The 21,047-nt window shown below is 65.7% G+C and carries 21 protein-coding genes; 10 read left to right on the forward strand and 11 right to left on the reverse strand.

All coding sequences use genetic code 11. The annotated features are described in order from the left end of the window. The first annotated feature begins 115 nt into the window (after positions 1-115). On the forward strand, positions 116-1,486 hold the full coding sequence (gene gcvPA / locus ACESL8_RS08410) for an aminomethyl-transferring glycine dehydrogenase subunit GcvPA (RefSeq protein ID WP_372917774.1): 1,371 nt from the start codon (positions 116-118) through the stop codon (positions 1,484-1,486). A 38-nt stretch (positions 1,487-1,524) separates the two neighbouring features. Next, entirely contained in the window at positions 1,525-3,075 is a 1,551-nt protein-coding gene (gene gcvPB, locus ACESL8_RS08415) for an aminomethyl-transferring glycine dehydrogenase subunit GcvPB (protein ID WP_372917824.1), read from the forward strand. A gap of 99 nt (positions 3,076-3,174) precedes the next feature. Here gcvPB and ACESL8_RS08420 read toward each other — a convergent pair whose 3' ends face one another. Beyond that, complete coding sequence (locus tag ACESL8_RS08420) at positions 3,175-3,804, reverse strand: arylesterase (protein WP_372917776.1); 630 nt, start codon at positions 3,802-3,804, stop codon at positions 3,175-3,177. Between the two features lie 67 nt (positions 3,805-3,871). Here ACESL8_RS08420 and ACESL8_RS08425 point away from each other — a divergent pair, with 67 nt between their 5' ends. The 4 genes from ACESL8_RS08425 to ACESL8_RS08440 all read left to right on the forward strand — a co-directional run bounded on the left by ACESL8_RS08425 (position 3,872) and on the right by ACESL8_RS08440 (position 8,639). Next, positions 3,872-4,576 (forward strand): ABC transporter ATP-binding protein, encoded by a 705-nt coding sequence (locus tag ACESL8_RS08425; RefSeq protein ID WP_372917826.1) that lies wholly within the window; start codon positions 3,872-3,874, stop codon positions 4,574-4,576. 25 nt (positions 4,577-4,601) lie between these two features. Continuing rightward, positions 4,602-5,303 (forward strand): dienelactone hydrolase family protein, encoded by a 702-nt coding sequence (locus tag ACESL8_RS08430; protein WP_372917778.1) that lies wholly within the window; start codon positions 4,602-4,604, stop codon positions 5,301-5,303. A gap of 20 nt (positions 5,304-5,323) precedes the next feature. Beyond that, on the forward strand, positions 5,324-7,804 hold the full coding sequence (locus ACESL8_RS08435; RefSeq protein ID WP_372917780.1) for an ABC transporter permease: 2,481 nt from the start codon (positions 5,324-5,326) through the stop codon (positions 7,802-7,804). Positions 7,805-7,901: 97 nt separating this feature from the next. After that, positions 7,902-8,639: a Bax inhibitor-1/YccA family protein gene (locus ACESL8_RS08440; RefSeq protein ID WP_372917782.1), complete on the forward strand. Its 738-nt coding sequence runs from the start codon at positions 7,902-7,904 to the stop codon at positions 8,637-8,639. Positions 8,640-8,760: 121 nt separating this feature from the next. Here the strand turns inward: ACESL8_RS08440 and ACESL8_RS08445 are convergent, their stop codons facing one another. The 6 genes from ACESL8_RS08445 to ACESL8_RS08470 all read right to left on the reverse strand — a co-directional run bounded on the left by ACESL8_RS08445 (position 8,761) and on the right by ACESL8_RS08470 (position 13,716). Next, positions 8,761-9,348 (reverse strand): 2-hydroxychromene-2-carboxylate isomerase, encoded by a 588-nt coding sequence (locus tag ACESL8_RS08445; RefSeq protein WP_372917784.1) that lies wholly within the window; start codon positions 9,346-9,348, stop codon positions 8,761-8,763. 165 nt (positions 9,349-9,513) lie between these two features. Next, positions 9,514-10,116 (reverse strand): SDR family NAD(P)-dependent oxidoreductase, encoded by a 603-nt coding sequence (locus tag ACESL8_RS08450; RefSeq protein ID WP_372917786.1) that lies wholly within the window; start codon positions 10,114-10,116, stop codon positions 9,514-9,516. Continuing rightward, positions 10,113-10,586: a MarR family winged helix-turn-helix transcriptional regulator gene (locus ACESL8_RS08455; RefSeq protein ID WP_372917788.1), complete on the reverse strand. Its 474-nt coding sequence runs from the start codon at positions 10,584-10,586 to the stop codon at positions 10,113-10,115. Before ACESL8_RS08455 ends, ACESL8_RS08450 begins: the two co-directional genes overlap by 4 nt. A gap of 30 nt (positions 10,587-10,616) precedes the next feature. Continuing rightward, on the reverse strand, positions 10,617-12,179 hold the full coding sequence (locus ACESL8_RS08460; protein ID WP_372917790.1) for an NTP transferase domain-containing protein: 1,563 nt from the start codon (positions 12,177-12,179) through the stop codon (positions 10,617-10,619). Then, positions 12,176-13,138: an XdhC family protein gene (locus ACESL8_RS08465; RefSeq protein ID WP_372917792.1), complete on the reverse strand. Its 963-nt coding sequence runs from the start codon at positions 13,136-13,138 to the stop codon at positions 12,176-12,178. The genes ACESL8_RS08460 and ACESL8_RS08465 overlap by 4 nt, the downstream gene beginning before the upstream one ends. Continuing rightward, positions 13,123-13,716, reverse strand: coding sequence for a CoxG family protein (locus ACESL8_RS08470; protein ID WP_372917794.1), 594 nt, complete (start codon positions 13,714-13,716; stop codon positions 13,123-13,125). Before ACESL8_RS08470 ends, ACESL8_RS08465 begins: the two co-directional genes overlap by 16 nt. Positions 13,717-13,888: 172 nt before the next feature. Between ACESL8_RS08470 and ACESL8_RS08475 the strand changes: the two genes are divergently transcribed. Both ACESL8_RS08475 and ACESL8_RS08480 read left to right on the forward strand, forming a co-directional pair. Continuing rightward, positions 13,889-14,461, forward strand: a complete 573-nt coding sequence (locus ACESL8_RS08475; protein ID WP_372917796.1) for a cold-shock protein — start codon at positions 13,889-13,891, stop codon at positions 14,459-14,461. Next, complete coding sequence (locus ACESL8_RS08480) at positions 14,458-14,919, forward strand: DUF192 domain-containing protein (RefSeq protein ID WP_372917798.1); 462 nt, start codon at positions 14,458-14,460, stop codon at positions 14,917-14,919. Before ACESL8_RS08475 ends, ACESL8_RS08480 begins: the two co-directional genes overlap by 4 nt. A 12-nt stretch (positions 14,920-14,931) precedes the next feature. On the opposite strand, the gene ACESL8_RS08485 is transcribed toward ACESL8_RS08480, so the two are convergent. Both ACESL8_RS08485 and infA read right to left on the reverse strand, forming a co-directional pair. After that, positions 14,932-15,264: a hypothetical protein gene (locus tag ACESL8_RS08485; RefSeq protein ID WP_372917800.1), complete on the reverse strand. Its 333-nt coding sequence runs from the start codon at positions 15,262-15,264 to the stop codon at positions 14,932-14,934. A 174-nt stretch (positions 15,265-15,438) separates the two neighbouring features. Beyond that, on the reverse strand, positions 15,439-15,699 hold the full coding sequence (gene infA, locus ACESL8_RS08490) for a translation initiation factor IF-1 (RefSeq protein WP_017668801.1): 261 nt from the start codon (positions 15,697-15,699) through the stop codon (positions 15,439-15,441). Positions 15,700-15,901: 202 nt separating this feature from the next. On the opposite strand from infA, the gene ACESL8_RS08495 reads away from it, so the two are divergent. Both ACESL8_RS08495 and fghA read left to right on the forward strand, forming a co-directional pair. Then, the gene (locus ACESL8_RS08495; RefSeq protein WP_372917802.1) at positions 15,902-17,011 is read left to right on the forward strand and encodes an S-(hydroxymethyl)glutathione dehydrogenase/class III alcohol dehydrogenase; all 1,110 of its coding nucleotides are present in this window, start codon (positions 15,902-15,904) and stop codon (positions 17,009-17,011) included. Continuing rightward, positions 17,011-17,844, forward strand: a complete 834-nt coding sequence (gene fghA / locus ACESL8_RS08500; RefSeq protein ID WP_372917804.1) for an S-formylglutathione hydrolase — start codon at positions 17,011-17,013, stop codon at positions 17,842-17,844. The genes ACESL8_RS08495 and fghA overlap by 1 nt, the downstream gene beginning before the upstream one ends. A gap of 82 nt (positions 17,845-17,926) precedes the next feature. Here the strand turns inward: fghA and ACESL8_RS08505 are convergent, their stop codons facing one another. Together ACESL8_RS08505 and ACESL8_RS08510 are read right to left on the reverse strand one after the other, a co-directional pair. After that, on the reverse strand, positions 17,927-19,576 hold the full coding sequence (locus ACESL8_RS08505; RefSeq protein WP_372917806.1) for a thiamine pyrophosphate-binding protein: 1,650 nt from the start codon (positions 19,574-19,576) through the stop codon (positions 17,927-17,929). Next, entirely contained in the window at positions 19,573-21,015 is a 1,443-nt protein-coding gene (locus tag ACESL8_RS08510; protein ID WP_372917808.1) for a DUF1254 domain-containing protein, read from the reverse strand. Before ACESL8_RS08510 ends, ACESL8_RS08505 begins: the two co-directional genes overlap by 4 nt. Positions 21,016-21,047: the final 32 nt, after the last annotated feature.

A 21,047-nucleotide genomic window follows, 5' to 3' on the forward strand; every position in this document is an offset into this window, starting at 1 on the left:
GATCATCACCGAAACCGTCGCCCTGCTCGCGCCCACCCTGCAAGCCGCCGATGGCCAGTGGATCGCCGATTACGTCCGCATTCGTTTTTCCGCTCACCTCCCGGAGTAAGCCCCCTTGCGTTACCTCCCTCTCTCCACGGCTGACCGCACGGCCATGCTGGCCACCATCGGCGCTGCCAGCATCGACGATTTGTTCAGCGATGTGCCCGCCGAAGCCGTACTGCCCGGCCCGATTGCGGGCCTGCCGAACCACGCCAGCGAAATGGCGGTGGAACGCGCGTTGGTGAAAATGGCCGGCAAAAACGCCACGGCCAGCACCTCGCCGTTCTTCGTTGGCTGCGGCGCCTATAAACATCACGTGCCGGCCACGGTCGATATGGTGATCCAGCGCGGCGAGTTCCTCACCGCCTACACGCCGTACCAGCCGGAAATCGCGCAGGGCACGCTGCAGGTGTTGTTCGAATTTCAAAGCCAGGTGGCCCGCCTCACCGGCATGGAAGTGGCCAACGCGTCGATGTATGACGGTTCCACCGCGATGACCGAAGCCGTGTTCATGGCGCGGCGCATCACGCGCAAGCCCAAGTGCCTGGTTTCGGCCGGCGTTCACCCGCACTACACGTCGGTGCTCAAAACGCTCACTCGCTTCACCGGCGACGTCGTGGAAGCCGGCGTGCCCAAGTTCACCCAAGGCGCGCCCGGTGATGACCTGTCCAGCCTCATCGCCTCCATCGACGGCGATACCAGCTGCGTGGTGGTGCAAAACCCCAATCTGTTCGGCCACATCGCCGATCTCTCGCCGCTGGCGGATGCCTGCCACGCCGCCGGCGCGCTGCTGATCGTTGTGGTCACCGAAATCGTCTCGCTCGGTGCAATCAAGTCGCCGGGCGAGATGGGCGCCGATATCGTGGTTGGCGAAGGCCAGTCGCTGGGTGCCGGGCTCACGTTTGGCGGGCCGTATCTTGGCCTGTTTGCCTGCCGCGACAAGCATGTGCGCCAGATGCCGGGCCGCCTGTGCGGCGAAACCGTCGATGCCAGCGGCAAGCGCGGCTTCGTGCTCACCCTGTCCACCCGCGAACAGCATATCCGCCGCGAGAAGGCGACCAGCAACATCTGCACCAATTCCGGCCTGATCGCGCTGGCGTTTTCGGTGCACCTGACGCTGCTGGGCGAAAAGGGCCTGCGCCACCTTGCGGCGCTTAATCATGCCCGCGCCGTCCAATTGGCGGAACGGCTGGGCCGCATGCCCGGCGTCACCCTGCTCAACGGGGCGTTCTTCAACGAGTTCACGCTCGATCTGGGCCGTGAAGCCCGCCCCGTGGTGCGCAAGCTGGCGGAAAAGGGCGTGCTTGGCGGCGTGTCGCTGGGCCGGCTGTGGCCGAGCGAGAAGGCGCTGACGAACGGCATGATCGTGGCGGTGACCGAAACCGCGACGGATGAGGATTTTGACGCGTTCGAGGACGCGCTTGATGAGGTGATGGCGAAATGACGACTCCCCAGAACAACTCGCCCCAGAACGGATCACCAATGAACAATGTTGGCCGTCCCACGCGCCTGGTCACTGGCACCGGCGCTGTTGCTGAAACCTATACCGGCAACAAGGCGCTGATGCTCGAAGAAGCCCTGCTGTTCGAACGCGGCGGGCTGGACCGTACCGGCGTCGATCTGCCGCCGGTGCCGCTCGTGCCTGATCGTCTGGGCGGCCTAGGCCGTGATGCCGCCATCGGCCTGCCAGGCTTTTCCGAACCCGAAACTGTGCGCCACTACACGCGGCTGTCGCGGCAGAATTATGCCATCGATCTGGGCATCTTCCCGCTGGGTTCGTGCACGATGAAGCACAATCCGCGCCTGAATGAAAAAATGGCGCGGCTGCCCGGCTTTGCCGATATTCACCCGCTGCAGCCGCAATCCACCGTGCAGGGCGCGCTGGAACTGATCGATGTGCTGGCCGATTGGCTGATGAAGCTGACCGGCATGCCCGCCGTTGCCATGAGCCCCAAGGCCGGCGCTCACGGCGAATTGTGCGGCATGGTCGCCATTCGTGCGGCGCTGGATGCGCGCGGCGATATGCGGCGCGTGGTGCTGGTGCCGGAATCGGCGCATGGCACCAATCCGGCCACGGCCGCCTTTTGCGGCTTCGTTGTGGAAAACATCCCGGCCAATGCCCGCGGGCGGGTCGATCTCGATGCGCTGCTCGCCCGGCTTGGCCCTGATGTGGCGGCAGTGATGATCACCAATCCCAACACCTGCGGCCTGTTCGAGCCTGATTTGAAAACGATTTCCGACGCAGTCCACGCCGCCGGCGGTTATGTGTATTGCGACGGTGCCAACTTCAACGCCATCGTCGGCCGCGTGCGCCCCGGCGATCTGGGCGTCGATGCCATGCACATCAATCTGCACAAGACGTTCAGCACGCCCCACGGCGGCGGCGGGCCGGGTTCTGGCCCGGTTGTGCTGTCGGCCGCCTTGGCGCCGTTTGCACCGATCCCGTTCGTGCGCAAAACTGCGACAGGCCGGGAACTGGTGGAGGAAGATATCGCCGCCACCGCCGCGCCCGACAGTTTCGGGCGCATGGTGGCCTTCCACGGCCAGATGGGCATGTTCGTCCGCGCGCTCAGCTACATGATGAGCCACGGTGCCGATGGCCTGCGCCAGGTGGCGGAAGATGCCGTGCTCAACGCCAATTATATCCTGGCCAGCCTGAAGGATATCTACACCGCGCCGTTCGCCAGCACTGGGCCGTGCATGCACGAAGCGCTGTTTTCGGATGATTTCCTGTCGGGTGTGGGGCTGACCACGCTGGATCTGGCCAAGGCACTGATCGACGAAGGCTTCCACCCGATGACGGTGTATTTCCCGCTCGTCGTCCACGGTGCCATGCTGGTGGAACCCACCGAAACCGAAAGCAAGGCCAACCTGGATCAGCTGATCGGCGCGATGCGCCATGTCGCAACGCAGATGCTGGCCGATCCCGATGCTTGGCGCAGCGCCCCGCATTTCGCGCCGCGCCGCCGACTTGATGAAACGCAGGCCGCGCGCAAACCAGTGCTCAGCTGGAAGGGCAGCGAAGCGGCGTAATCAGGACCGGCGGGCAAGGATGGTGCAATCGCCGCCATCCTCGCCCGCCATCCTCGCCCGCCATCCTCGTTCGCCATCCTCTCCCGCTGGCCTCGCGCCTCACTTCACCAGCGCAAGCTCACGCTCCACCGCCGGCAGGATACGGCTCACCATCACCTGAACGCCCCTTGCATTGGGGTGCAGGCCATCGCCCAGCAGCAACTTGGGCTGGGCGGCGACTCCGTCGAGAAAGAACGGATACAGCGCAGCCCCATTGGCGCGTGCCACGGCCGGGAACAGGCCTTCGAATTCGGTTACATAGGCCTTGCCCATGGTCGGGTTGGCGCGCATCCCCGCCACCAGCACGCGGGCGCCTTTACCCTGGAATGCCTTGACCATCGCATCAAGATTGGCCTTGGCGGTTTTGGGCGGCTGGCCGCGCAGCATGTCGTTGGCACCCAGTTCCAGTACCACCAGATCGGGCTTTTGCTTCATGCCTGCCAGCACCCAGTTCACCCGCGCGCGGCCTTGCGTGCTGGTATCGCCCGACACGCCGGCACCGATCACGGTCACGCTGCGCCCTTTTGCCTTCAGCGCCTTTTGCAGTTGCGGCGCAAAGCCTTGGCCCGGCGCCAGCTGATATCCAGCGGTGAGTGAATCGCCGTAAGCCAGCACCACAAGTGGCCGTGCCGATGCAGGGGTGGTGGGGGCCGCCTGCGACATGAACAGCGCGCAAATGGCCACTGCCATCTGGTAATACGGCCTGCGAACACCTAATTCGTGCAAGACTCGAATCCTTTCAGCCGTGCGAGACATGATGAACAGCCATATGGTGATACAGGCCAGCGATGTCACCCTGCGGCTGGGCAGCGGCGATGCCGCAGTCGATGTGCTGCGCGGGCTGACCATCGACGTGCCCGCCGGGCAGCGCCTTGCCATTCTTGGCCCATCGGGTTCCGGAAAATCATCGGCCATGGCCGTGCTGTCGGGGATGGAGCGGGCGACCAGCGGCAAGGTGATCGTGGCCGGCGCCGATTTTACCCGCATGGATGAAGACGGCCTGGCCCGCGCCCGCCGCGGCCGCATTGGTATCGTGTTGCAGGCGTTCCACCTCATCCCCACCATGACCGCGCTGGAAAATGTCGCCGTGCCGCTGGAATTGGCCGGCGAATCGCACCCGCAGGCGCGCGCGCAAGCCGAACTCGAAGGCGTTGGCCTCGGCCACCGGTTGCACCATTATCCCACCCAGCTTTCGGGCGGGGAGCAGCAGCGCGTTGCCATCGCCCGCGCGCTCGTTGGCCGCCCGGCGCTGATCTTTGCCGATGAACCTACCGGCAATCTTGATGCCGCCACCGGCGCCGCCATCATCGAATTGCTGTTTGCCCGCCTCGCCGAAACCGGCGCGACGTTGGTGCTGATTACCCACGATGCCGAACTCGCGCCGCTGTGCGACCGGATCATCACCATGCGCGATGGGCTGATCGCCAGCGACCGCATGAACCTGGCGCAAGCTGCCTCGTAAGATACCGACGACTGAAGGACAAATCATGACTGCGTTCAGCTATTTCGATGGCACCGACGAACTGGAAGCCTATCTGGCGCTGCCGGCCGGCGCTGGCCAGCATCCCTGCGTGCTGATCGCGCCCAACTGGGTCGGCCAAACCGCGTTCGACAACCGGCAAGCCGATCGTCTCGCCGCGCTGGGCTATGCTGCCATGGCTATCGACGTGTACGGCAAAGGCCGACGCGGCGATCCGGCGGGTGACAACAGCGCCCTGATGGGCCCGTGGGTGCAGGACCGCGCCGCGCTGCGTCAACGCCTGCTTGCCGCTGTCGATGCCGCCGCCGCCCTGTCGCAGGTGGATGCCAGCCGGATGGCCATCATCGGTTATTGTTTTTGCGGCCTGTGCGCGCTCGATGTGGCGCGCTCGGGCGATGCACGCATCAAGGCGGCGGTGAGCTTTCACGGCATTTATGGCACGCCCAATCTGGGTGCGCAGGGCCCGATCACCGCCAAGGTGCTGGCACTGCACGGCTGGGAAGATCCCTACACCCCGCCGCAGGATCACCACGCGCTCGCCGCCGAATTGACCGCGGCCGGCGCCGATTGGCAAATCCATGCCTATGGCCGCGCCTTTCACAGTTTCACCAACGAAGGCGCCAATTCGCCCGGCACTGCCATGTATGACCCCGATGCCGATCGCCGTTCGTGGACTGCGATGACCGGCCTGCTGGCGGAAGTACTCTGAGCCTTTCGCCCAGCCTCGCCTTGCGCCTTGCGCTGCGCGAACTGCGCGGCGGGCTCGCCGGCTTGCGCATTCTGGCAGTGTGCCTGGTGCTCGGCGTTGCGGCGCTGGCCGGTGTTGGCAGCCTGGCCAGCGCGATCAACGCCGGCCTGGCCGAACGCGGCCAGTTTTTGATGGGCGGCGATGTGGCGCTGCGCCTGTCGGGGCGGATGCCGTCTGCTGCGCAGCGCGCGGCCGCTGCTGAAATCGGCACCGTGGGCGATGTGGTAAAATTGCGTGGCATGGTTAGCCGTGTCGATGGCGGCGACAGCGTGTTGGCCGAAGTGAAGGCGGTCGATGCGAGCTGGCCGCTGTATGGCAGCGTCGTGCTGGAAAGCAGCGAAAAATTTGGCCCCGGCATGGCCGCTGCCCAGCCCGCGCTCGCCGACAAATTGGGCCTCAAGCCCGGCGACAAGCTGCAATTGGGGCAAGCAACGCTCACCTATGCCGGCACGCTGGCACAGGAGCCTGATCGCGCCGGCGACGGTTTCGGTTTCGGCCCCGGGCTGGTGGTTTCCGCGCAGGATCTGGAGCGCGCGCAGCTCATCACGCTGGGCAGCCTTTATACCAGCGAATTGCGCGTGAAATTGAAACCCGGTGTGTCGGTGGATGCGGCGCGGCAGCGGCTTGAGGCGGTGGCCGGGGATGGTGGCAACGGTGGGGGGCGCGTGCGCGATCGCAGCAATGGCGCACCCGGCACCCGCAATTTCGTTACCCAATTGGGCCAGTTTCTCAGCCTTGTCGGCCTCACCGCGCTGGTGGTGGCCGGCGTTGGCGTGGCTGGCGGCGTTTCGGCCTATCTGGGCGCGCGCACCCGCACCATCGCCACGCTGAAAGTGCTGGGCGCCGATAGCGCCACGGTGCGTGCCGTCTATCTGTGGCAACTGGCGCTGGTGTCGTCGGTGGCTGTGTTGATCGGGCTGGCCATCGGTGCGGCCACGCCAGCGGCTGTCGCGCAGTTCGCCGCGTCCAGCCTGCCAGTGCCGCCCGCCACTTCGCTGCAGTGGGGCGCGCTGGCGCAGGCGGCGTGGTATGGCCTTGCCATCGCGCTGTCGTTCGCGCTGTGGCCGCTGGCCGAAGGCGCAGGCATGCCGGCTGCCCGCCTGCTGCGCAGCCTGACTGAAAAGCGCGCCCGGCCCGGTGCCGCCACGCTGGCCATCATCGCGGCAGCGGCAGCGTCCGTGCTGGTGCTGGTGGTGGCGCTTGCCGATCAGCAGTTGCTGGTAATGGGCTTTCTGGCCGGAGCCCTTGGGTTGATTGCCGTGCTGTGGGCGCTGGCGGCCGGCGTGAAGTGGCTGGCGGCGCGCGCCCCCAAGCCAAAAAGCACGCTGATGCGGCTGGCGCTGGCTAATCTGCACCGCCCTGGCGCCCCCACCCGCAATCTGGTGGTTGCACTGGGCCTGGGCCTGACGTTATTTGCGACGCTGGCCACGATCGAAGGCAATCTGGCCAGCCAGATCAACCGCACCATCCCGGCCAAGGCACCCAATTTCTTCGTGCTGGATATTCCCAACGATCAAAAAACTGCCTTTGCCGATCTGGTGGCAACCGCCGCGCCAGGCGGGCGCACGGTGATCGTGCCGTCCTTGCGCGGGCCGATCACGGCAGTGAACGGCGTGCCGGCGCAGCAGATCAAGGCCGGGCCGGAAGCGTGGATTTTGCGCGGTGATCGCGGCCTGTCGTATGCGGCGGATTTTCCCGAAGCCAACACGCTGGTTACGGGCAAATGGTGGCCGCGGGATTATGCCGGGCCGCCGCTGGTTTCGATCGACGATGATGCCGCCACGGCGCTGGGGCTCAAGATCGGCGACAGCATCAGCGTTTCGGTTCTGGGCGTCGATATCACCGCCCGCATCGCCAACACGCGGAAGATTGATTGGCAATCGATGGGCTTCAACTTTGCCATATTATTTGCCCCCGGCGCGCTGGAAGCCGCCCCGCACGGCTGGATGGCCACCGTGCAGGTGCCGGCCGATACCGAACGCGGCGTTGCCCGCGCGCTGTCCGCCCGCTTTCCCACGGCATCGGTGGTGCGGGTGAAGGATGTGATCGGCCAGGTGCAGATATTGTTGGGCCAGCTTTCCGCCGCCATCCGCGCTGCAGCCAGCGTCACGGTGGCGGCCGGCATTGCTGTGCTGGTGGGTGCGCTGGCCGCCGGCGCGCGGGCGCGAACCTATGATGCGGTGCTGCTGAAACTTCTGGGCGCAACGCGCGGCCAGGTCGCACTGGCAACGCTGGCCGAATATGGCCTGCTTGCCGCCATCGTGTCGGCGCTGGCGCTGGTGCTGGGCAGCACAGCCGGCTGGTTTGTCGTCACCTGGATTTTCAAGCTGGATTGGACACCCGATTGGCCGCGCGTTCTGATCACTGTCGGGGTGGGCGCCGTGGTTACAGTGGTGCTGGGCCTTGCCGGCAACTGGCGGGCATTGTCGGCGCGGCCGGCTTCGGTGCTGCGACAGTTATGATTGCAACGCGGTAATGGTCAGTCATTGAAAATTCAGGCAAGATGCCCGATATTGATCAGGTAACCGGCCACCCGCCGGCCGCAGGAGGAAATTTCGCATGGCCAACAACATGGACCCCCGGCTCGGTGCCTTCCGGGCCCAGGCCCCAACAGACGCCGGTTTTGATGCCGGGCTGCGCAGCTACATGCTCAGCATCTACAACTACATGGCGTCGGGCGTGCTGCTCACCGGCATCGTGGCACTGGTAATCTATTCGACCCCGGCGCTGTTTGCGGTGTTCTTTAATGAAATCGGCCGCCCCACTATCCTCGGCTGGGTTGCCATGCTGTCGCCGCTGGCGATGATCCTGGGCATGAACTTCGGCCTCAATCGCATGAGCGAAACGACGCTCAAGGGCTTGTTCTGGGGCTTTGCTGCGCTGATGGGCGTGTCGATGAGCGTTATTTTCGCCCGTTACACCGGCGCGTCGATCGCGCAGACCTTCTTCGTGACGGCGGCCTCGTTCGCTGGCCTCAGCCTTTATGGCTACACCACCAAGAAGGATTTGTCGGCGATGGGCCGCTTCCTGATGATGGGCCTGATCGGCATCATCGTCGCGTCGATTGCCAATATCTTCATCGGTTCCAGCGGCTTGCAGTTGGCGGTGAACATCCTGGGCGTGCTGATCTTCGCGGGCCTCACCGCCTACGACACCCAGCGCCTGCGCGAGATGTATTATCAGGTGCAGGGCAGCGATATGGCAGGCAAGTTCGCTATCATGGGCGCGCTCACCCTGTATCTGAACTTCATCAACCTGTTCCAGTTCCTGCTCAGCTTCATGGGCAACCGTGATTAATCAGGCAGGCTGACTGAAAACCAAGGCCCGGCAGGGAAACCTGCCGGGCCTTTTCTTTTGTTCCCTCTCCCCTTGCGGGAGAGGGTCGACTCGGCAAAGCCGAGCGGGGTGAGGGGTCAGCTCACCCCACCGCCGCCGCCTCCACCCAATCGATCCGATCCTGACCGAAATGCATCTGGCCGTTTACAAAACAGGTGGGCGCACCAAACACCCCGCGCGCCACGGCGCCTTCCGTGTTGGCGATCAGGCGCTGCTTGGCCTCCGGGCTTTGCGCCAGCGCCAGCAGGGCGCCGGCATCGTGGCCAGCTTCGGTCAGCGTGGCGGCGAGCACCTCGGCATCGGCCATGTTGCGCCCTTGGTTCCACATCCCGGCAAACAGCGTGTCAGTCGCGGCATCAAAGCGTTCATCGCCCTGCAGCCCGGCCAATATGCGCATCAGGGCAAGCGTGTTGACCGGGAAAAACGGGTTCATCACCAGCGCCCGGCCATCGCGCGCCGCCCACCTTGCCATGTCCTCGTTCATCCAACGGCCCTTGGCGGCGATCATGCCGGGCGGGCTGCCGCCGGTGGCCTTGAAAACGCCGCCCAGCAGGATCGGCACCGGTACCAGCGCCGCCCCCGTGCGCGCTGCCACGTCTTTCAGCCGGTGCCAGGCCAGATAGGCCGTGGGCGAACCGACGTCGAACAGGAATTCGATGGGGTGGGGCATGGCAGTTCTCCTTTGTTACCAGCGTTCGATCACCAGCGTTCAATCCACGGCCGCAGATCAAGCTCGTGCGTCCACGCGGAGCGCGGCTGCCGGTGCAATCGCACATATTCCGCCGCGATGGCTTCGGGATCCAGAATGCCGTCTTCATCCTTCAGCGCGTATCGCTCAGGGAAATTGCTGCGGATGAAATCGGTATCGATGGCGCCATCGATGATGCTGTGGACGACATGGATAGCCCTTCGGCCCCAGTTCGCGCGCCATCGCCTGCGCCAGGCTGCGCAGTGCAAATTTGCCGCCCGAAAAGCCGGCAAAGCCTGCCGAACCGCGCAAGCTGGCGGTCGCGCCGGTGAAGATGATGGTGCCCCGGCCGCGCGGCACCATGCGGCGGGCGGCTTCGCGGGCGGTGATAAAGCCAGCCAGCGCGCACAATTCCCGGATCTTGCGATATCGCCGCACGGTTTCATCCAGAATGCTCATCGGCGAATTGGCACCGATGTTGAACACCAACACCTCGATAGGGCCGATCTCGCGCTCCACCCGGTCAAACAGCGCGATCATGGCGTCTTCGTCGCGGGCGTCGGCAGCGATGGGCACGCAGGCGCCGCCGGCGGCCACGATGCCGGCAGCCAATGGCACAAGCCCGTCAACAGAACGCCGCACGGGGACAGCAGTCAGCCCCGTTGCCGCAAACGCCGCCGTCACCGCGCCGCCGGTCGCATCGCCCGCGCCAATCACAATGGCCGCACCATTGGATGCAATTGCAGTCATTCAGCTGCCTCCAGTCGTTCGTGCGCTTCATCGAGCATGAAGCGCAGCGCCGCGAGACGCCCGCTGCCCAGGCGCTGTTCAACCACGTCCTGTGCGGCGTGCCAGCCGGTCTGGGCAGCAGCGCGGCGGCCATGGCCGGCATCGGTGAGCCACACCAGCCGCCCGCGCCGGTCGGTAGGGTCGATCTCAATGCGCAGCAAGCCATCGCCAGCCAGCGGTTTGACCAGCCGCGACACGGTGGACGCATCCGCCGCCAGCTGCTGTGCCAGGCCGCCGATGGCCAGCCCGCGCCGGCGTGACAGGCAGGCAAGCAAGCCAAACTGGCCGATGGTCAGGCCATGCGCCCCCAGCGCCTCATCATAAATCTGGCTGACCTTGCGCGACAATCGCCGCACCTTGGCCGCCGTGCACAGCCCCGCCGGCCTCGGCGGCAGGCTGGAGCCGGGCGACTCATGTGGGCGAGTGTTCATGCCCACAGGATAATATGCAATTGCAGATAATCAACCGCGCTCGCGCAAGGCCGCCAGCGCAGCCGGGGTATCGATGTCGTCAAGCACCGAATCGGACGGTGCGGGCACCGATGTGACCGTGAAATCGTCCATCACCGCGCGGCCGCCAACATCGCCGACAAGGCCGATCAGGCGCGCGAAGGCAGCGCGCGGCCAGCGTACCGGGTGGCCGCGCCGGCTTTCCCACGACGGCAGCACCACCTGCCCCGGCGTGCGCGTCAGCGCGGTGATCAGTTCGGATTCGATGCGCGGCATGTCGGCCAGAAACACCAGTGCCGCGTCCCAATCGGCTGGAACGGCGGTGATTCCTGCGGCAAGGCTGCGGCCCATGCCGTCGGCCCAATCGGCAGCGGTGACAAAGCGCGCGGGCCTGTCCGCCAACGCTGCTTGCACCGCATCGCCTTGATGGCCGAGTACGACGATCGGCGGCGGCAACCCCGCAGCGGCAATCGCGCCCACCACATGCGCGATGATTGGCTCGCCGCGCCACATCTCCAGCAATTTGTGCGGCCCGCCCATCCGGTTGGCCCGCCCGGCAGCAAGCACGACCGCGCCCACTGTTCCCGGCGCGCTGGCGGCGGCGCGCGGTTCCGGGCGTTCGGCTTCGGGCAGCAGGCCGCCGTCACCCATGGCAGCAATCGTTTGCGCGCTCACCGGCAGCCCGGCAGCGAGCCGTTCCAGCACGAGATCCAGCCCGTTGCGCTTCGGGCTTTTGGCACAGCCCGGCAGGCCGATCACCGGGCAGGCGCCGATGCGGCCCAGCACCAGCAGATTGCCGGGATCGACGGGCATGCCCAGCCGCTCGACCATGCCGCCTGCCGCGATAATCGCCTGCGGGATCACGTCGCCGCGATCAACGGTGGCCGATGCGCCCGCCACCAGCAGCAGATCGGCCGTGTGCCCGGTCAGACGGGCGGCCAGCGCCGTGCTGTCATGCGGGCAGGGCGGCAGCATTTCCATCGTGCCGCCCAAGGCCGCGACGCGGGCGGCGGTCACTCGTTCCAGCTTGGCCAGGGCCTTGGTACTGGTGCCGGGCAGGGTGGTGGCAATCAGGGCGACATGGTGCGGGCGGAAGGCCGCGACGGCCAGTGGCCGCGCTGCGGCAATGGCAACATCGATCGCGGTTTGGGCCACGGCATAGCGGATGGTTTTGATGGTGGCGACGATGGCGCCACCCGCCACGCGTGTGCCGGCGGGAAGGGTGGCCAAGGTGAGCGCCTCATCGACGGCATTGACCGCAGCCACCATGGCTGGCGGCACGGTGAACAGGCCATCGGCGGCGGCAGCCAGATTCACCCGGCCATGCACCGGTGCCAGCGCCGCCAAGCCCGGGCCAGCCAGCACTGCGGCCAGCGCAGCAGCAGCTGCATCTTCGGCCACATCGCCGGGTTCCAGCCGGGCAACGACCAGCTCGATCAGCCCGGCGGCGGCGGCTTCGGCCACATCGATGGCGTCAAGAACATGGCCCTTGGCGAGCCGGCGGCGACCGATCTGCTGCCCGTGCGCCAAGAGCGCGCCTGCGGCCTGCGCCAACGGGATGGGGCCGAACTTCATGCCGCCAGGGCACTTCTCCCAGCCTCGTTTCGCCACGCCGCTGTCATTTGTGCGGCAATGGACAACGCGATTTCGGCAGGGCCGCTGGCGCCGATGGCAAGTCCCGCCGGGCCGTGGATGCGTGCCAGGTCGTCCGGGCCAAACCCTTGCGCCGCCAGCCGCTCCAGCCGGCCAGCATGGTTTTTCCGGCTGCCCAATGCGGCGACATAGTGGGCGGAAGAGCGCAGCGCACAGGCCAGCGCCACATCATCGATCTTGGGATCGTGGGTGAGCGCGACCACGGCCGATGCCTGATTGAGCATCCCCGCCAGTGCTTCATCGGGCCAGCGCCGGTCAAGTTCCAGCCCGCCAAAACGCTCATCGGCCGCAAACAGCCCGCGCGGATCGATCACCGTTTGCGCCACCCCCAGCCCGTGCGCGAGCGGCACCAGCGCTTGCGCGATGTGGACGGCACCGATGATGAACAGCCGGCGCGGCGGCGGGTAACGGCGCACGAACGGCCCTGCTTCCCCGGCCTCGGCGCGGCCACTGGCAGGATCGCTGCTGATCGCGGCCAGCTGCCCGGCGGCGGTGGCGGCCAGCACCTGATCCACCAGTTCCGGCGGCAGCGCATCATCGGCCATTCGCTGCACCAAAATCGAAATGCGCCCGCCGCAGGCCAGCCCAGCCGACCAGGCCACGGTGTCGGCCACGCCATAATCCAGCACGGCGTGGCCGGCCGCAGCCGCGATCATGTCCTGTGCGGCCAGGATCACGTCGGCCTCCACGCAGCCGCCCGATACGCTACCGGCAAACAGGCCATCGGCGCGCACGGCAAGATGGCTGCCTTCACGGCGCGGCGCAGAACCCCAGGTGGTGATCACCGTGGCGATGGCGACGCCGTGGCCGGCGCTGGCCCAACCGCGCGCGGCGGCCAGTGTTGCCAGATCCTCGTCGCGGCCGATCACGCCAGTTGCCATATCAGGAAAGCCAGGGTGAGCAGGATGAGGCCGGTGCCCCACGCCAACGGCGACAGGCCGCCGCCGGGCGCCGGTTGGGAAGGTGGCACGATCGCGGATTCGGGCGGTGCTGCGGTGGGTTCACCATCAGCGCCTTCCACTTCGGCCTTCAGCTTGGCGAAAAAGCTTTGGGCGTATTGCTTGGCTGCACCTTCCACCAGCCGCGCGCCGAGCTGGGCCAGCTTGCCGCCCACCTGCGCCTTCACCACGTAATTGAGCTGGGTCAGCGCCGGCCCCAGTTCGGTGAGCACCACATCGGCGCTGCCCTTGGCAAAGCCGGCCAGCCCGCCCTTGCCTTCGCCTACCAGGCGATAGCGTTCGGGCGCAACGATATCCTCCAGCCGCACCGTGCCGGCAAAGCGCGCGCGCACCGGCCCGACTCTGGCCTGCATTTCGCCATCGAACACCGGCACATCGCCTTCACTGCGCGTCAACCGCTCCACCCCGTCGATGCAGCGCGCCAGCACATCGGGATCGTTCAGCGCCGCCCACAGCCGCTGGCGCGTGCTGGCGATTTCCACCGATCCTGCAAGATCCATAAATTCTCTTTCCCATTCAACGCGGCGGCCACCGCCCCGTCCTTTTCCATGCCAATCTACATCACAAGTCAATCGTGACGCGAAAAGCATCATTGCGATTTGAAAACTATCCGTTAATATTTGGCGTGTGTAGAGAGTGCAGGTACGTGTGTTGCTGGGTCAGGGGATTACAATGGACAGCACTGAGGAGGCCACTCAGCCGGCCGCAGACCTTGCCGCAGATGAAGTTATCGTGCGCGGCACGATGAAGTGGTTCGATCCGGTCCGCGGCTACGGTTTCATGGTGCCATCGGCGGGCGATGGCGCGGACGTGCTGGTGCATTTCAGTCTGGTACGAGAGCTGGGCCGCCGCACCTTGCCTGAGGGCGCAACACTCACCTGCATCGTGGTGGCGCGCGACCGCGGACGTCAGGCGCGGCGCATCACCGATATTGATCTCACCACGGCGGTTGGTCCCGATCCAGAAACTGCTGCTGCCCGCGCTGCCGATCGGGTGAATCCTCAGGCCATGCTGGCGGCGGCCGGACCGTTCGAGCCGGCACTGGTGAAATGGTTCAACCGGCTGAAAGGCTACGGTTTCGTGGTGCGGCCAGACACCACCGAAGATATTTTCATCCACATGGAAACCGTGCGGCGGGCCGGGCTGGGCGAATTGCAGCCCGGCCAAGCCTTGGAAGTGCGGATTGCGCCGGGTCACAAGGGACCATTGGCGGTGGCGGCACAACCGGCTAATACGGCTGAGTGAAAAGCTCGATACGCACCCAGTTCGCCCTGTTCATTCTGGCCACCTTGGCGCTGCCATCAGCGCCGGCCAGAGCGGCAACTTGCCCCAACACTGGCCTGCGCACGGCGCGCGTGGCGTTCGAAACCGCCAAGGGCCGCTTTGCCTACAAGGTGGAAATTGCGGCAACGCCCGATCAGCAGGCCTGCGGGATGATGTTCCGTGACCGCATTGCGCCCGGCACCGGCATGGCATTTCCGATGCTGCCGCCGCGCGCCACCGGTTTCTGGATGGAAAACACGCCGCTGGCGCTCGATCTCATTTATGTTTCCCCTGTCGGGCGAGTGCTGAACGTTCAGCGCGGCCAGCCCTATTCACGTAATGTACTGAATTCGGCCGGTGTCACTGCCGAAGTGATCGAGCTGGCCGCTGGCGAAGCTGAACGCATCGGGCTGAAGCCGGGCGACCGCGTTCGCCGCTGAAGCCGCCGCTGCTCAGGCAGCGTCAGGATCGAGAAGTCGTTGCCACCAGTTGCGGCGCACATCGAGCCGGCGGCGATGGTCCTCGATCTGCCAGTGCGGCAGGAGATTGGCCTGCACTTCGTTGCCGGCGCCGTCCACCACCACGATTCGCAAGACTCCTCGTGCATCAGGCTGGGCGGCGAGCCAGTGATCGCCGCCTTCCAGCACGAATTCGTGGCTGCCGCCTTCCAGCAGGTCTAGCAGCGAGGATGGGGTGGCCGTCCAGCCAGGCCCGATAATCCGATCCAGCACGGCACCAGCCGGCGTAATGGCGGATTTCAACGAAGAGACGACATAACGGGCCATGCAATCACTGTGCCACAGCCATGCTGCAGTGCAATGACCATCTTGGCCCAAACGTGTGAATTTCGCGTTAAAATATACTTTACGCGAAACCAGACTTCGGCACATCAGCGGACGAAAAAGCGCCGCTGATACGCAAATTCCAGCGGCGGAAACAGCGCCGCTGATGGGCAAATGTCAGCGGCGGAAAAAGCGCCGCTGATTCATGGGCATCGGCGTCGTCTTCTCGCGGAATACGATGCGGCCCTTGTCCAGATCATAGGGCGTCATTTCGACATGCACGCGGTCGCCAACGATCGAGCGGATGCGGTTCTTGCGCATCTTGCCGGCCGTGTAGGCAATGATCTCGTGTTCGTTTTCCAGCTTCACGCGAAAACGCCCGTCGGGCAGGATTTCGGTGATTTCACCTTCAATCCGGATGATTTCCTCTTTGGGCATGTTAAGCCTGATATCCGCTGGCAAACTGCATGAATGATCCTGTGATAAATCGGCCGCTGGTCGCATTGCGCCACATCCGCCCTGCCCAATGGCGCGAACAGCCCCAAAAAGCAAGCCTTGCCCCTTGGCAGCAAGCCTTTCACCCTTGGCAACTTGGGCGCTTCCAAGGCAAGTGTGGCTGCGATTCAACAAGGGATTTGCCATGAAGACCCGCGCCGCCGTCGCCTTTGCCGCCAATCAGCCGCTCGAAATCGTCGAAGTTGATCTGGATGGGCCGCGGGCCGGTGAAGTGCTGGTGGAAATCATGGCAACCGGCATTTGCCACACCGATGCCTACACGCTGGAAGGCAAGGACAGCGAAGGCATTTTCCCGTCGATTCTGGGCCACGAAGGCGCCGGCATCGTGCGCGAAGTGGGCGCCGGCGTCATCAGCGTGGCAGTCGGCGACCACGTAATCCCGCTTTATACGCCTGAATGCCGGCAGTGCAAAAGCTGCCTTTCCGGCAAGACCAACCTGTGCACCGCCATCCGCGCCACGCAAGGCAGGGGCCTGATGCCCGATGGCACGACGCGCTTCAGCTTCAAGTGCCAGCCTGTTTTCCATTACATGGGCTGTTCGACCTTTTCCAACTTCACCGTGCTGCCCGAAATCGCGGTCGCTAAAATCCGCAGCGACGCGCCGTTCGACAAGGCTTGCTACATCGGCTGCGGGGTGACGACGGGCGTAGGCGCGGTGGTCAATACGGCCAAGGTCGAACCCGGCGCGCGGGCAATCGTCTTTGGCTTGGGCGGCATCGGCCTCAATGTCATCCAAGGCCTGCGGCTGGTGGGGGCCGATCAGATCGTGGGGGTGGACATCAACCCAGATCGCGAGGGCTGGGGCCGACAGTTCGGCATGACCGATTTCGTCAACCCCAAGGACGTGGCGGGCGATCTGGTGGCGCATCTGGTAGCGCTTACTGATGGCGGCGCCGATTACACCTTCGATTGCACCGGCAACACCGACGTGATGCGCACCGCGCTCGAAGCCTGCCACCGCGGCTGGGGCGAATCGATCATCATCGGTGTCGCCGAATCGGGCAAGGAAATCGCCACGCGCCCGTTTCAGCTGGTGACGGGCAGGGTGTGGAAAGGCAGCGCGTTCGGCGGCGCCAAGGGCCGCACCGACGTGCCGAAGATCGTCGATTGGTACATGAACGGCAAGATCGCCATCGATCCGATGATCACGCACGTGCTGACCCTTGAAGACATCAACACGGCGTTTGATCTGATGCACGATGGCAAGAGCATCCGCAGCGTTGTGGTGTTCTGATGGAAACGCTGGCCCGCGCGGTCTGTCATGGAGGCGTGCAAAGCTTCCACAGCCACCCCAGCAGCGCGGCGGGCACGGCGATGCGCTTTGGCGTGTTCGTTCCGCCCGGCGCCAAGGACAATGTGGGGCCGTTTCCCGTGCTGTGGTGCCTGGCCGGCCTGACCTGCAACGAAGAAACATTCGCCATCAAGGCCGGGGCGCAGGCTTTGGCCGCCGAACTGGGCCTGATGCTTATCACCCCCGACACGTCGCCGCGCGGGACAGGCGTCGCCGATGATCCGGCGTGGGACATGGGGCAGGGCGCCAGTTTCTATCTTGATGCCACGCAACCCCCGTGGGCGCCGCATTTCCGGATGCGGACGTGGTTGACGGGCGAGCTGCCGGCGTTGATCGCGGCGCATTTCCCCGCCGACATGGCCCGGCAGGGCATCACCGGCCACAGCATGGGCGGGCACGGCGCGCTGACGCTGGCGCTCACGCACCCGGGGCGGTTCAAATCCGTTTCGGCGTTCGCGCCGATTGTTGCGCCCACACAGGTGCCGTGGGGGCTCAAGGCGCTGACGGCGTATCTCGGCGACGATGCTGCTGCGTGGGCGGCGCACGATGCCTGCGCATTGATCGACGGCGGCGCGCGTGTGGCAGACCTGCTGGTCGATCAGGGTGAGGCGGATCAGTTTCTGGCCGAGCAGTTGCGCCCCGAGTTGCTGGAGGCCGCCTGCGCGCGCGCCGGCATCCCGCTCACCCTGCGCCGCCATGCGGGTTACGACCATGGCTATTGGTTCGTGCAAAGCTTTGTGGCGGACCATCTGCGCTGGCACGCGGCGCGGTTGTAACGGTCGCACCCCTCACGCCGGGCCGCCTTCGGCGTCTCTCGCCCTCTCCCGCAAGGGGAGAGGGGACATCGGGGCGCCAAGTTCAGGGTGCTCGCGCCACCGGCACTTCGATCAACGTCGGCGCGTCGCTCGCCAGCGCAGCCTTGAACGCCTCGATCAGTGCGGGGATGCTTTCCGCCCGCACGCCGTTCACGCCGTGGGCCGTCGCCAGCGCCATGAAATCGATCGCCGGTTCGGTCAGATCCATCGCCACGAACACGCCTTCGCGGGCGCTGTGATCGCCGATGGCGCGGGTGCGCTGTTTGAGGATGCGGTAACTGCTGTTGTTGAAGACGATGGTGACCACCGGCAATTTATAGTGCGCGCACGTCCACAGCGCGGCGGCTGAATACATCAGGCTGCCATCACCCGTCAGCGCCACGACCGGCCGGCCGGGGTGGGCCAGTTGCATCGCGGCGGCCTGCGGCAACGCCACGCCAATGCCGCCGCCGCGCATGCCGAACCATGAATCGGGGCGAGTCGCGGGCAGCAGTTGGCGCACCATGTTCATGCCGGACGACAGCAGCTCCTCGATGATGATGGCATCATCGGGCATCACTTCGCCCAGCCTTTTCAGGACGGCCATCGGGTCCATCGGGCTGGCGTCCATCGCCGCTTCCGCCTTGGCGAAAAGCGCAGCCTTGGCCTCGGCGATCTTCGTCTCCACTCCCGTCCGCCGCGCCGCGCCGCAGCCGGTCACCAGCGCGGTCAATTCCGGCAGCGTTGCCTTGGGGCAGCCCTGGATGGCAGCGGAGGCAGCAAAATTCTTGCCGATCTGCCACGGTTCATCATCCAGATGCACAACGCGCGTGCCCGGCGCAAGTGCTTCCACCCCGGTCGCCTGGCTCTGGGTCAGCAGGTCGGCCCCGATGCTGATCAGCAGATCGTGGTGTTGCATGACGCTGCGCAGCGCCGGAGTCATGCGCGGCACGGTGCCGGCATAAAGCGGGTGGTTGGACGGGAAGGCAGCGCGGTTGGCCATGCCCTCCATGTAAACCGGTGCGCCAACGCTTTCCGCAAAGGCGACGATCTCGGCAAAGGCGTCGCGGTTTGCCACGCAGTCACCGGCAAAGATCACCGGTGTTTGCGCGGCGCGGATCAGGGCGGCGGCCTTGGCGATTTCGCCCACGTCCCCGCGCATGCCGGCGCCGATGCGGGTGGGTTCGCCGATGTCCAATCCTTCGGGCGCAATCGCGGTGAGCACGTCGCCGGGGATCGACAGGAACACTGGGCCAGTCGGGGCGGTGAGCGCCACCTTGGCCGCCCGGCGCACCGCGCGCGGCAGTTCCTCGATGCTGTTCACCTCGAACGACCATTTGCACAACGGCCGCGCCATGGCGGCGAGATCGTCCCACAGCAGCGGCTCGGTCAGCCGGATGCTCATGTCCTGCTGGCCGGCTGTCACCAGCACCGGCGCGCCGGCCTTGGCGGCGTTATACAGCATGCCCATGGCGTTCCCGAGGCCCGGCGCGGCGTGCAGATTGCACACGGCAAGCTTGCCCGTGGCCTGCGCCCAGCCATCGGCCATGCCCATCACCACCACCTCGTTGAGGCCAAGCACGTAGCGCAGCCGGTCTTCCACCACGAACGCATCCAAAAGCGGGAGTTCGGTGGTGCCGGGGTTGCCGAAGATGATTTCCACACCCTCCGAATGCAGGACGTCGAGGAAAAGATGTTTGCCGGCTTTGCTCACGGGATCATCTCGCCTTCGGTGACAGGTGGAAGCCGCAGCGAGCCATCAAGCAGCGGCGCACCGGGCAGATAGGCACGGAACATCAGCACGAAATTGCCCTTGGGCGCCGGCAGCCAGTTGACCACCCGCTCGCCGCTGGGCCTGGCCGCCTGGACGAACAATTCGATGCCGCCGCCGGGCTCGGGGCGGATATGGTCCGAACGGTCGCCGATGGCAAAGCGGTTCAGCGCGTTGGGCACAAAGAACAGCCGGCCATCGGGCTGCTGTTCATACATGGTCAGCGACCAGAAACCGCCCACCGGCAACCGCGCCGGGATCTTTACCCGCCAGCTTTTGGCGCCGGTCAGCGTGCGTCCTTCGCCGTCGGTGCGGGCCGAAACATAGATGGCCTCGATACGCGGCAGCGCCGCCAGCCCGCCCAGCGCCACGCGGGCGCGCAGATCGTCGTCGTCGCCGTAAGCGGCCATATTGAACGGCGGATAAACCCAGCCGTCGATGCTGTCGCCAGCGGCGAGGCCGGCGCGCAGTTCGTGGATCAGCCCCGGCAGGCTGTCGTTCCACAGTTTCTGCTGTTCCGGCGTCAGCGTTTCCCACGCCTTGCCGATGCCCTGATCGGCAAATTGCGCCGCGCGGCTAATGAGCAGCGCATCCCCCGACCGTTCGAGCGCGGTGCCCACCGCGGTGAGAAACGCCTTGCCATCGGGCTTTGCGGGCACCTTGAGTTCAAGCGGCGTTTCGCCGCCCACCGCCGAAAGGGTGAAGCGCATGAGGCCATCGGCGGCGGCGGCCAGATCATTTTCGCCGTTCACCACCACGCGCACCAGCAGCCACGCATCGTTGGATTGCGACCGCACCCTTTCCACTCCGGCCGGCAAATCACCGCGCCAATTGGGGCCGACAATGGCATAGCGGCCGCCGCTCGCACCGCTGCTGCGCGTGCCGAGCACGGCCAGCACATCGCTGGTGATGCTCATCAGCGCCGCCGAGTGATAGCGTTTGAGGCCGGGCGTCGAAAAGAACACCGGGCCTTGGGCAAGATCGAGCCAGGCCGAGGCGTACAGCGTGTCGTTGTTGGGTGTGGTCACGTCGCGCATGCTGGCATCGGCCAAGGTCAGCCGCGGGATCAGCGCGTTGACGCCCGTGCCCATCCCTGCGCCTTGGCCGGCAGCGGCCACCCGCGATAGCTGCAACTGGCGCGTGCGCAGCATTTCATACGGCGCAAAGCCAAAACGGAAAGCGCGGCGCAGGGCTTGAATTTCGGGTGTGTCGGGCAGCGCCGCCGGGATGATGTTGGCCAACCTGGCAGGTTTCGCAGCAGGTCTCACGGCGGGCTTCACGGCGGGTTTGGCCACCGTCCGCTTGACGGGGGCAGTCCTTTTCACTGGCGGCCTGGCCGGCGCAGCCGCCAACGGCTGGGCCAGCAAGGCCAGTGCGAACATGATATATCCCGAATGGCGGCGCATTCGCTTCT

The organism is Sandarakinorhabdus sp. (assembly GCF_041689835.1).
Taxonomy (GTDB): Bacteria; Pseudomonadota; Alphaproteobacteria; order Sphingomonadales; family Sphingomonadaceae; genus Sandarakinorhabdus.

Bases quoted from the DNA above. Each gene is read 5' to 3' on its own strand.
- gcvPB (WP_372917824.1), top strand. From the start codon at position 1,525: ATGAACAATGTTGGCCGTCCCACGCGCCTGGTCACTGGCACCGGCGCT.
- ACESL8_RS08420 (WP_372917776.1), bottom strand. From the start codon at position 3,804: ATGGCAGTGGCCATTTGCGCGCTGTTCATGTCGCAGGCGGCCCCCACC.
- ACESL8_RS08425 (WP_372917826.1), top strand. From the start codon at position 3,872: ATGAACAGCCATATGGTGATACAGGCCAGCGATGTCACCCTGCGGCTG.
- ACESL8_RS08430 (WP_372917778.1), top strand. From the start codon at position 4,602: ATGACTGCGTTCAGCTATTTCGATGGCACCGACGAACTGGAAGCCTAT.
- ACESL8_RS08440 (WP_372917782.1), top strand. From the start codon at position 7,902: ATGGCCAACAACATGGACCCCCGGCTCGGTGCCTTCCGGGCCCAGGCC.
- ACESL8_RS08445 (WP_372917784.1), bottom strand. From the start codon at position 9,348: ATGCCCCACCCCATCGAATTCCTGTTCGACGTCGGTTCGCCCACGGCC.
- ACESL8_RS08450 (WP_372917786.1), bottom strand. From the start codon at position 10,116: ATGACTGCAATTGCATCCAATGGTGCGGCCATTGTGATTGGCGCGGGC.
- ACESL8_RS08455 (WP_372917788.1), bottom strand. From the start codon at position 10,586: ATGAACACTCGCCCACATGAGTCGCCCGGCTCCAGCCTGCCGCCGAGG.
- ACESL8_RS08460 (WP_372917790.1), bottom strand. From the start codon at position 12,179: ATGAAGTTCGGCCCCATCCCGTTGGCGCAGGCCGCAGGCGCGCTCTTG.
- ACESL8_RS08465 (WP_372917792.1), bottom strand. From the start codon at position 13,138: ATGGCAACTGGCGTGATCGGCCGCGACGAGGATCTGGCAACACTGGCC.
- ACESL8_RS08470 (WP_372917794.1), bottom strand. From the start codon at position 13,716: ATGGATCTTGCAGGATCGGTGGAAATCGCCAGCACGCGCCAGCGGCTG.
- ACESL8_RS08475 (WP_372917796.1), top strand. From the start codon at position 13,889: ATGGACAGCACTGAGGAGGCCACTCAGCCGGCCGCAGACCTTGCCGCA.
- ACESL8_RS08485 (WP_372917800.1), bottom strand. From the start codon at position 15,264: ATGGCCCGTTATGTCGTCTCTTCGTTGAAATCCGCCATTACGCCGGCT.
- infA (WP_017668801.1), bottom strand. From the start codon at position 15,699: ATGCCCAAAGAGGAAATCATCCGGATTGAAGGTGAAATCACCGAAATC.
- ACESL8_RS08495 (WP_372917802.1), top strand. From the start codon at position 15,902: ATGAAGACCCGCGCCGCCGTCGCCTTTGCCGCCAATCAGCCGCTCGAA.
- fghA (WP_372917804.1), top strand. From the start codon at position 17,011: ATGGAAACGCTGGCCCGCGCGGTCTGTCATGGAGGCGTGCAAAGCTTC.
- ACESL8_RS08510 (WP_372917808.1), bottom strand. From the start codon at position 21,015: ATGTTCGCACTGGCCTTGCTGGCCCAGCCGTTGGCGGCTGCGCCGGCC.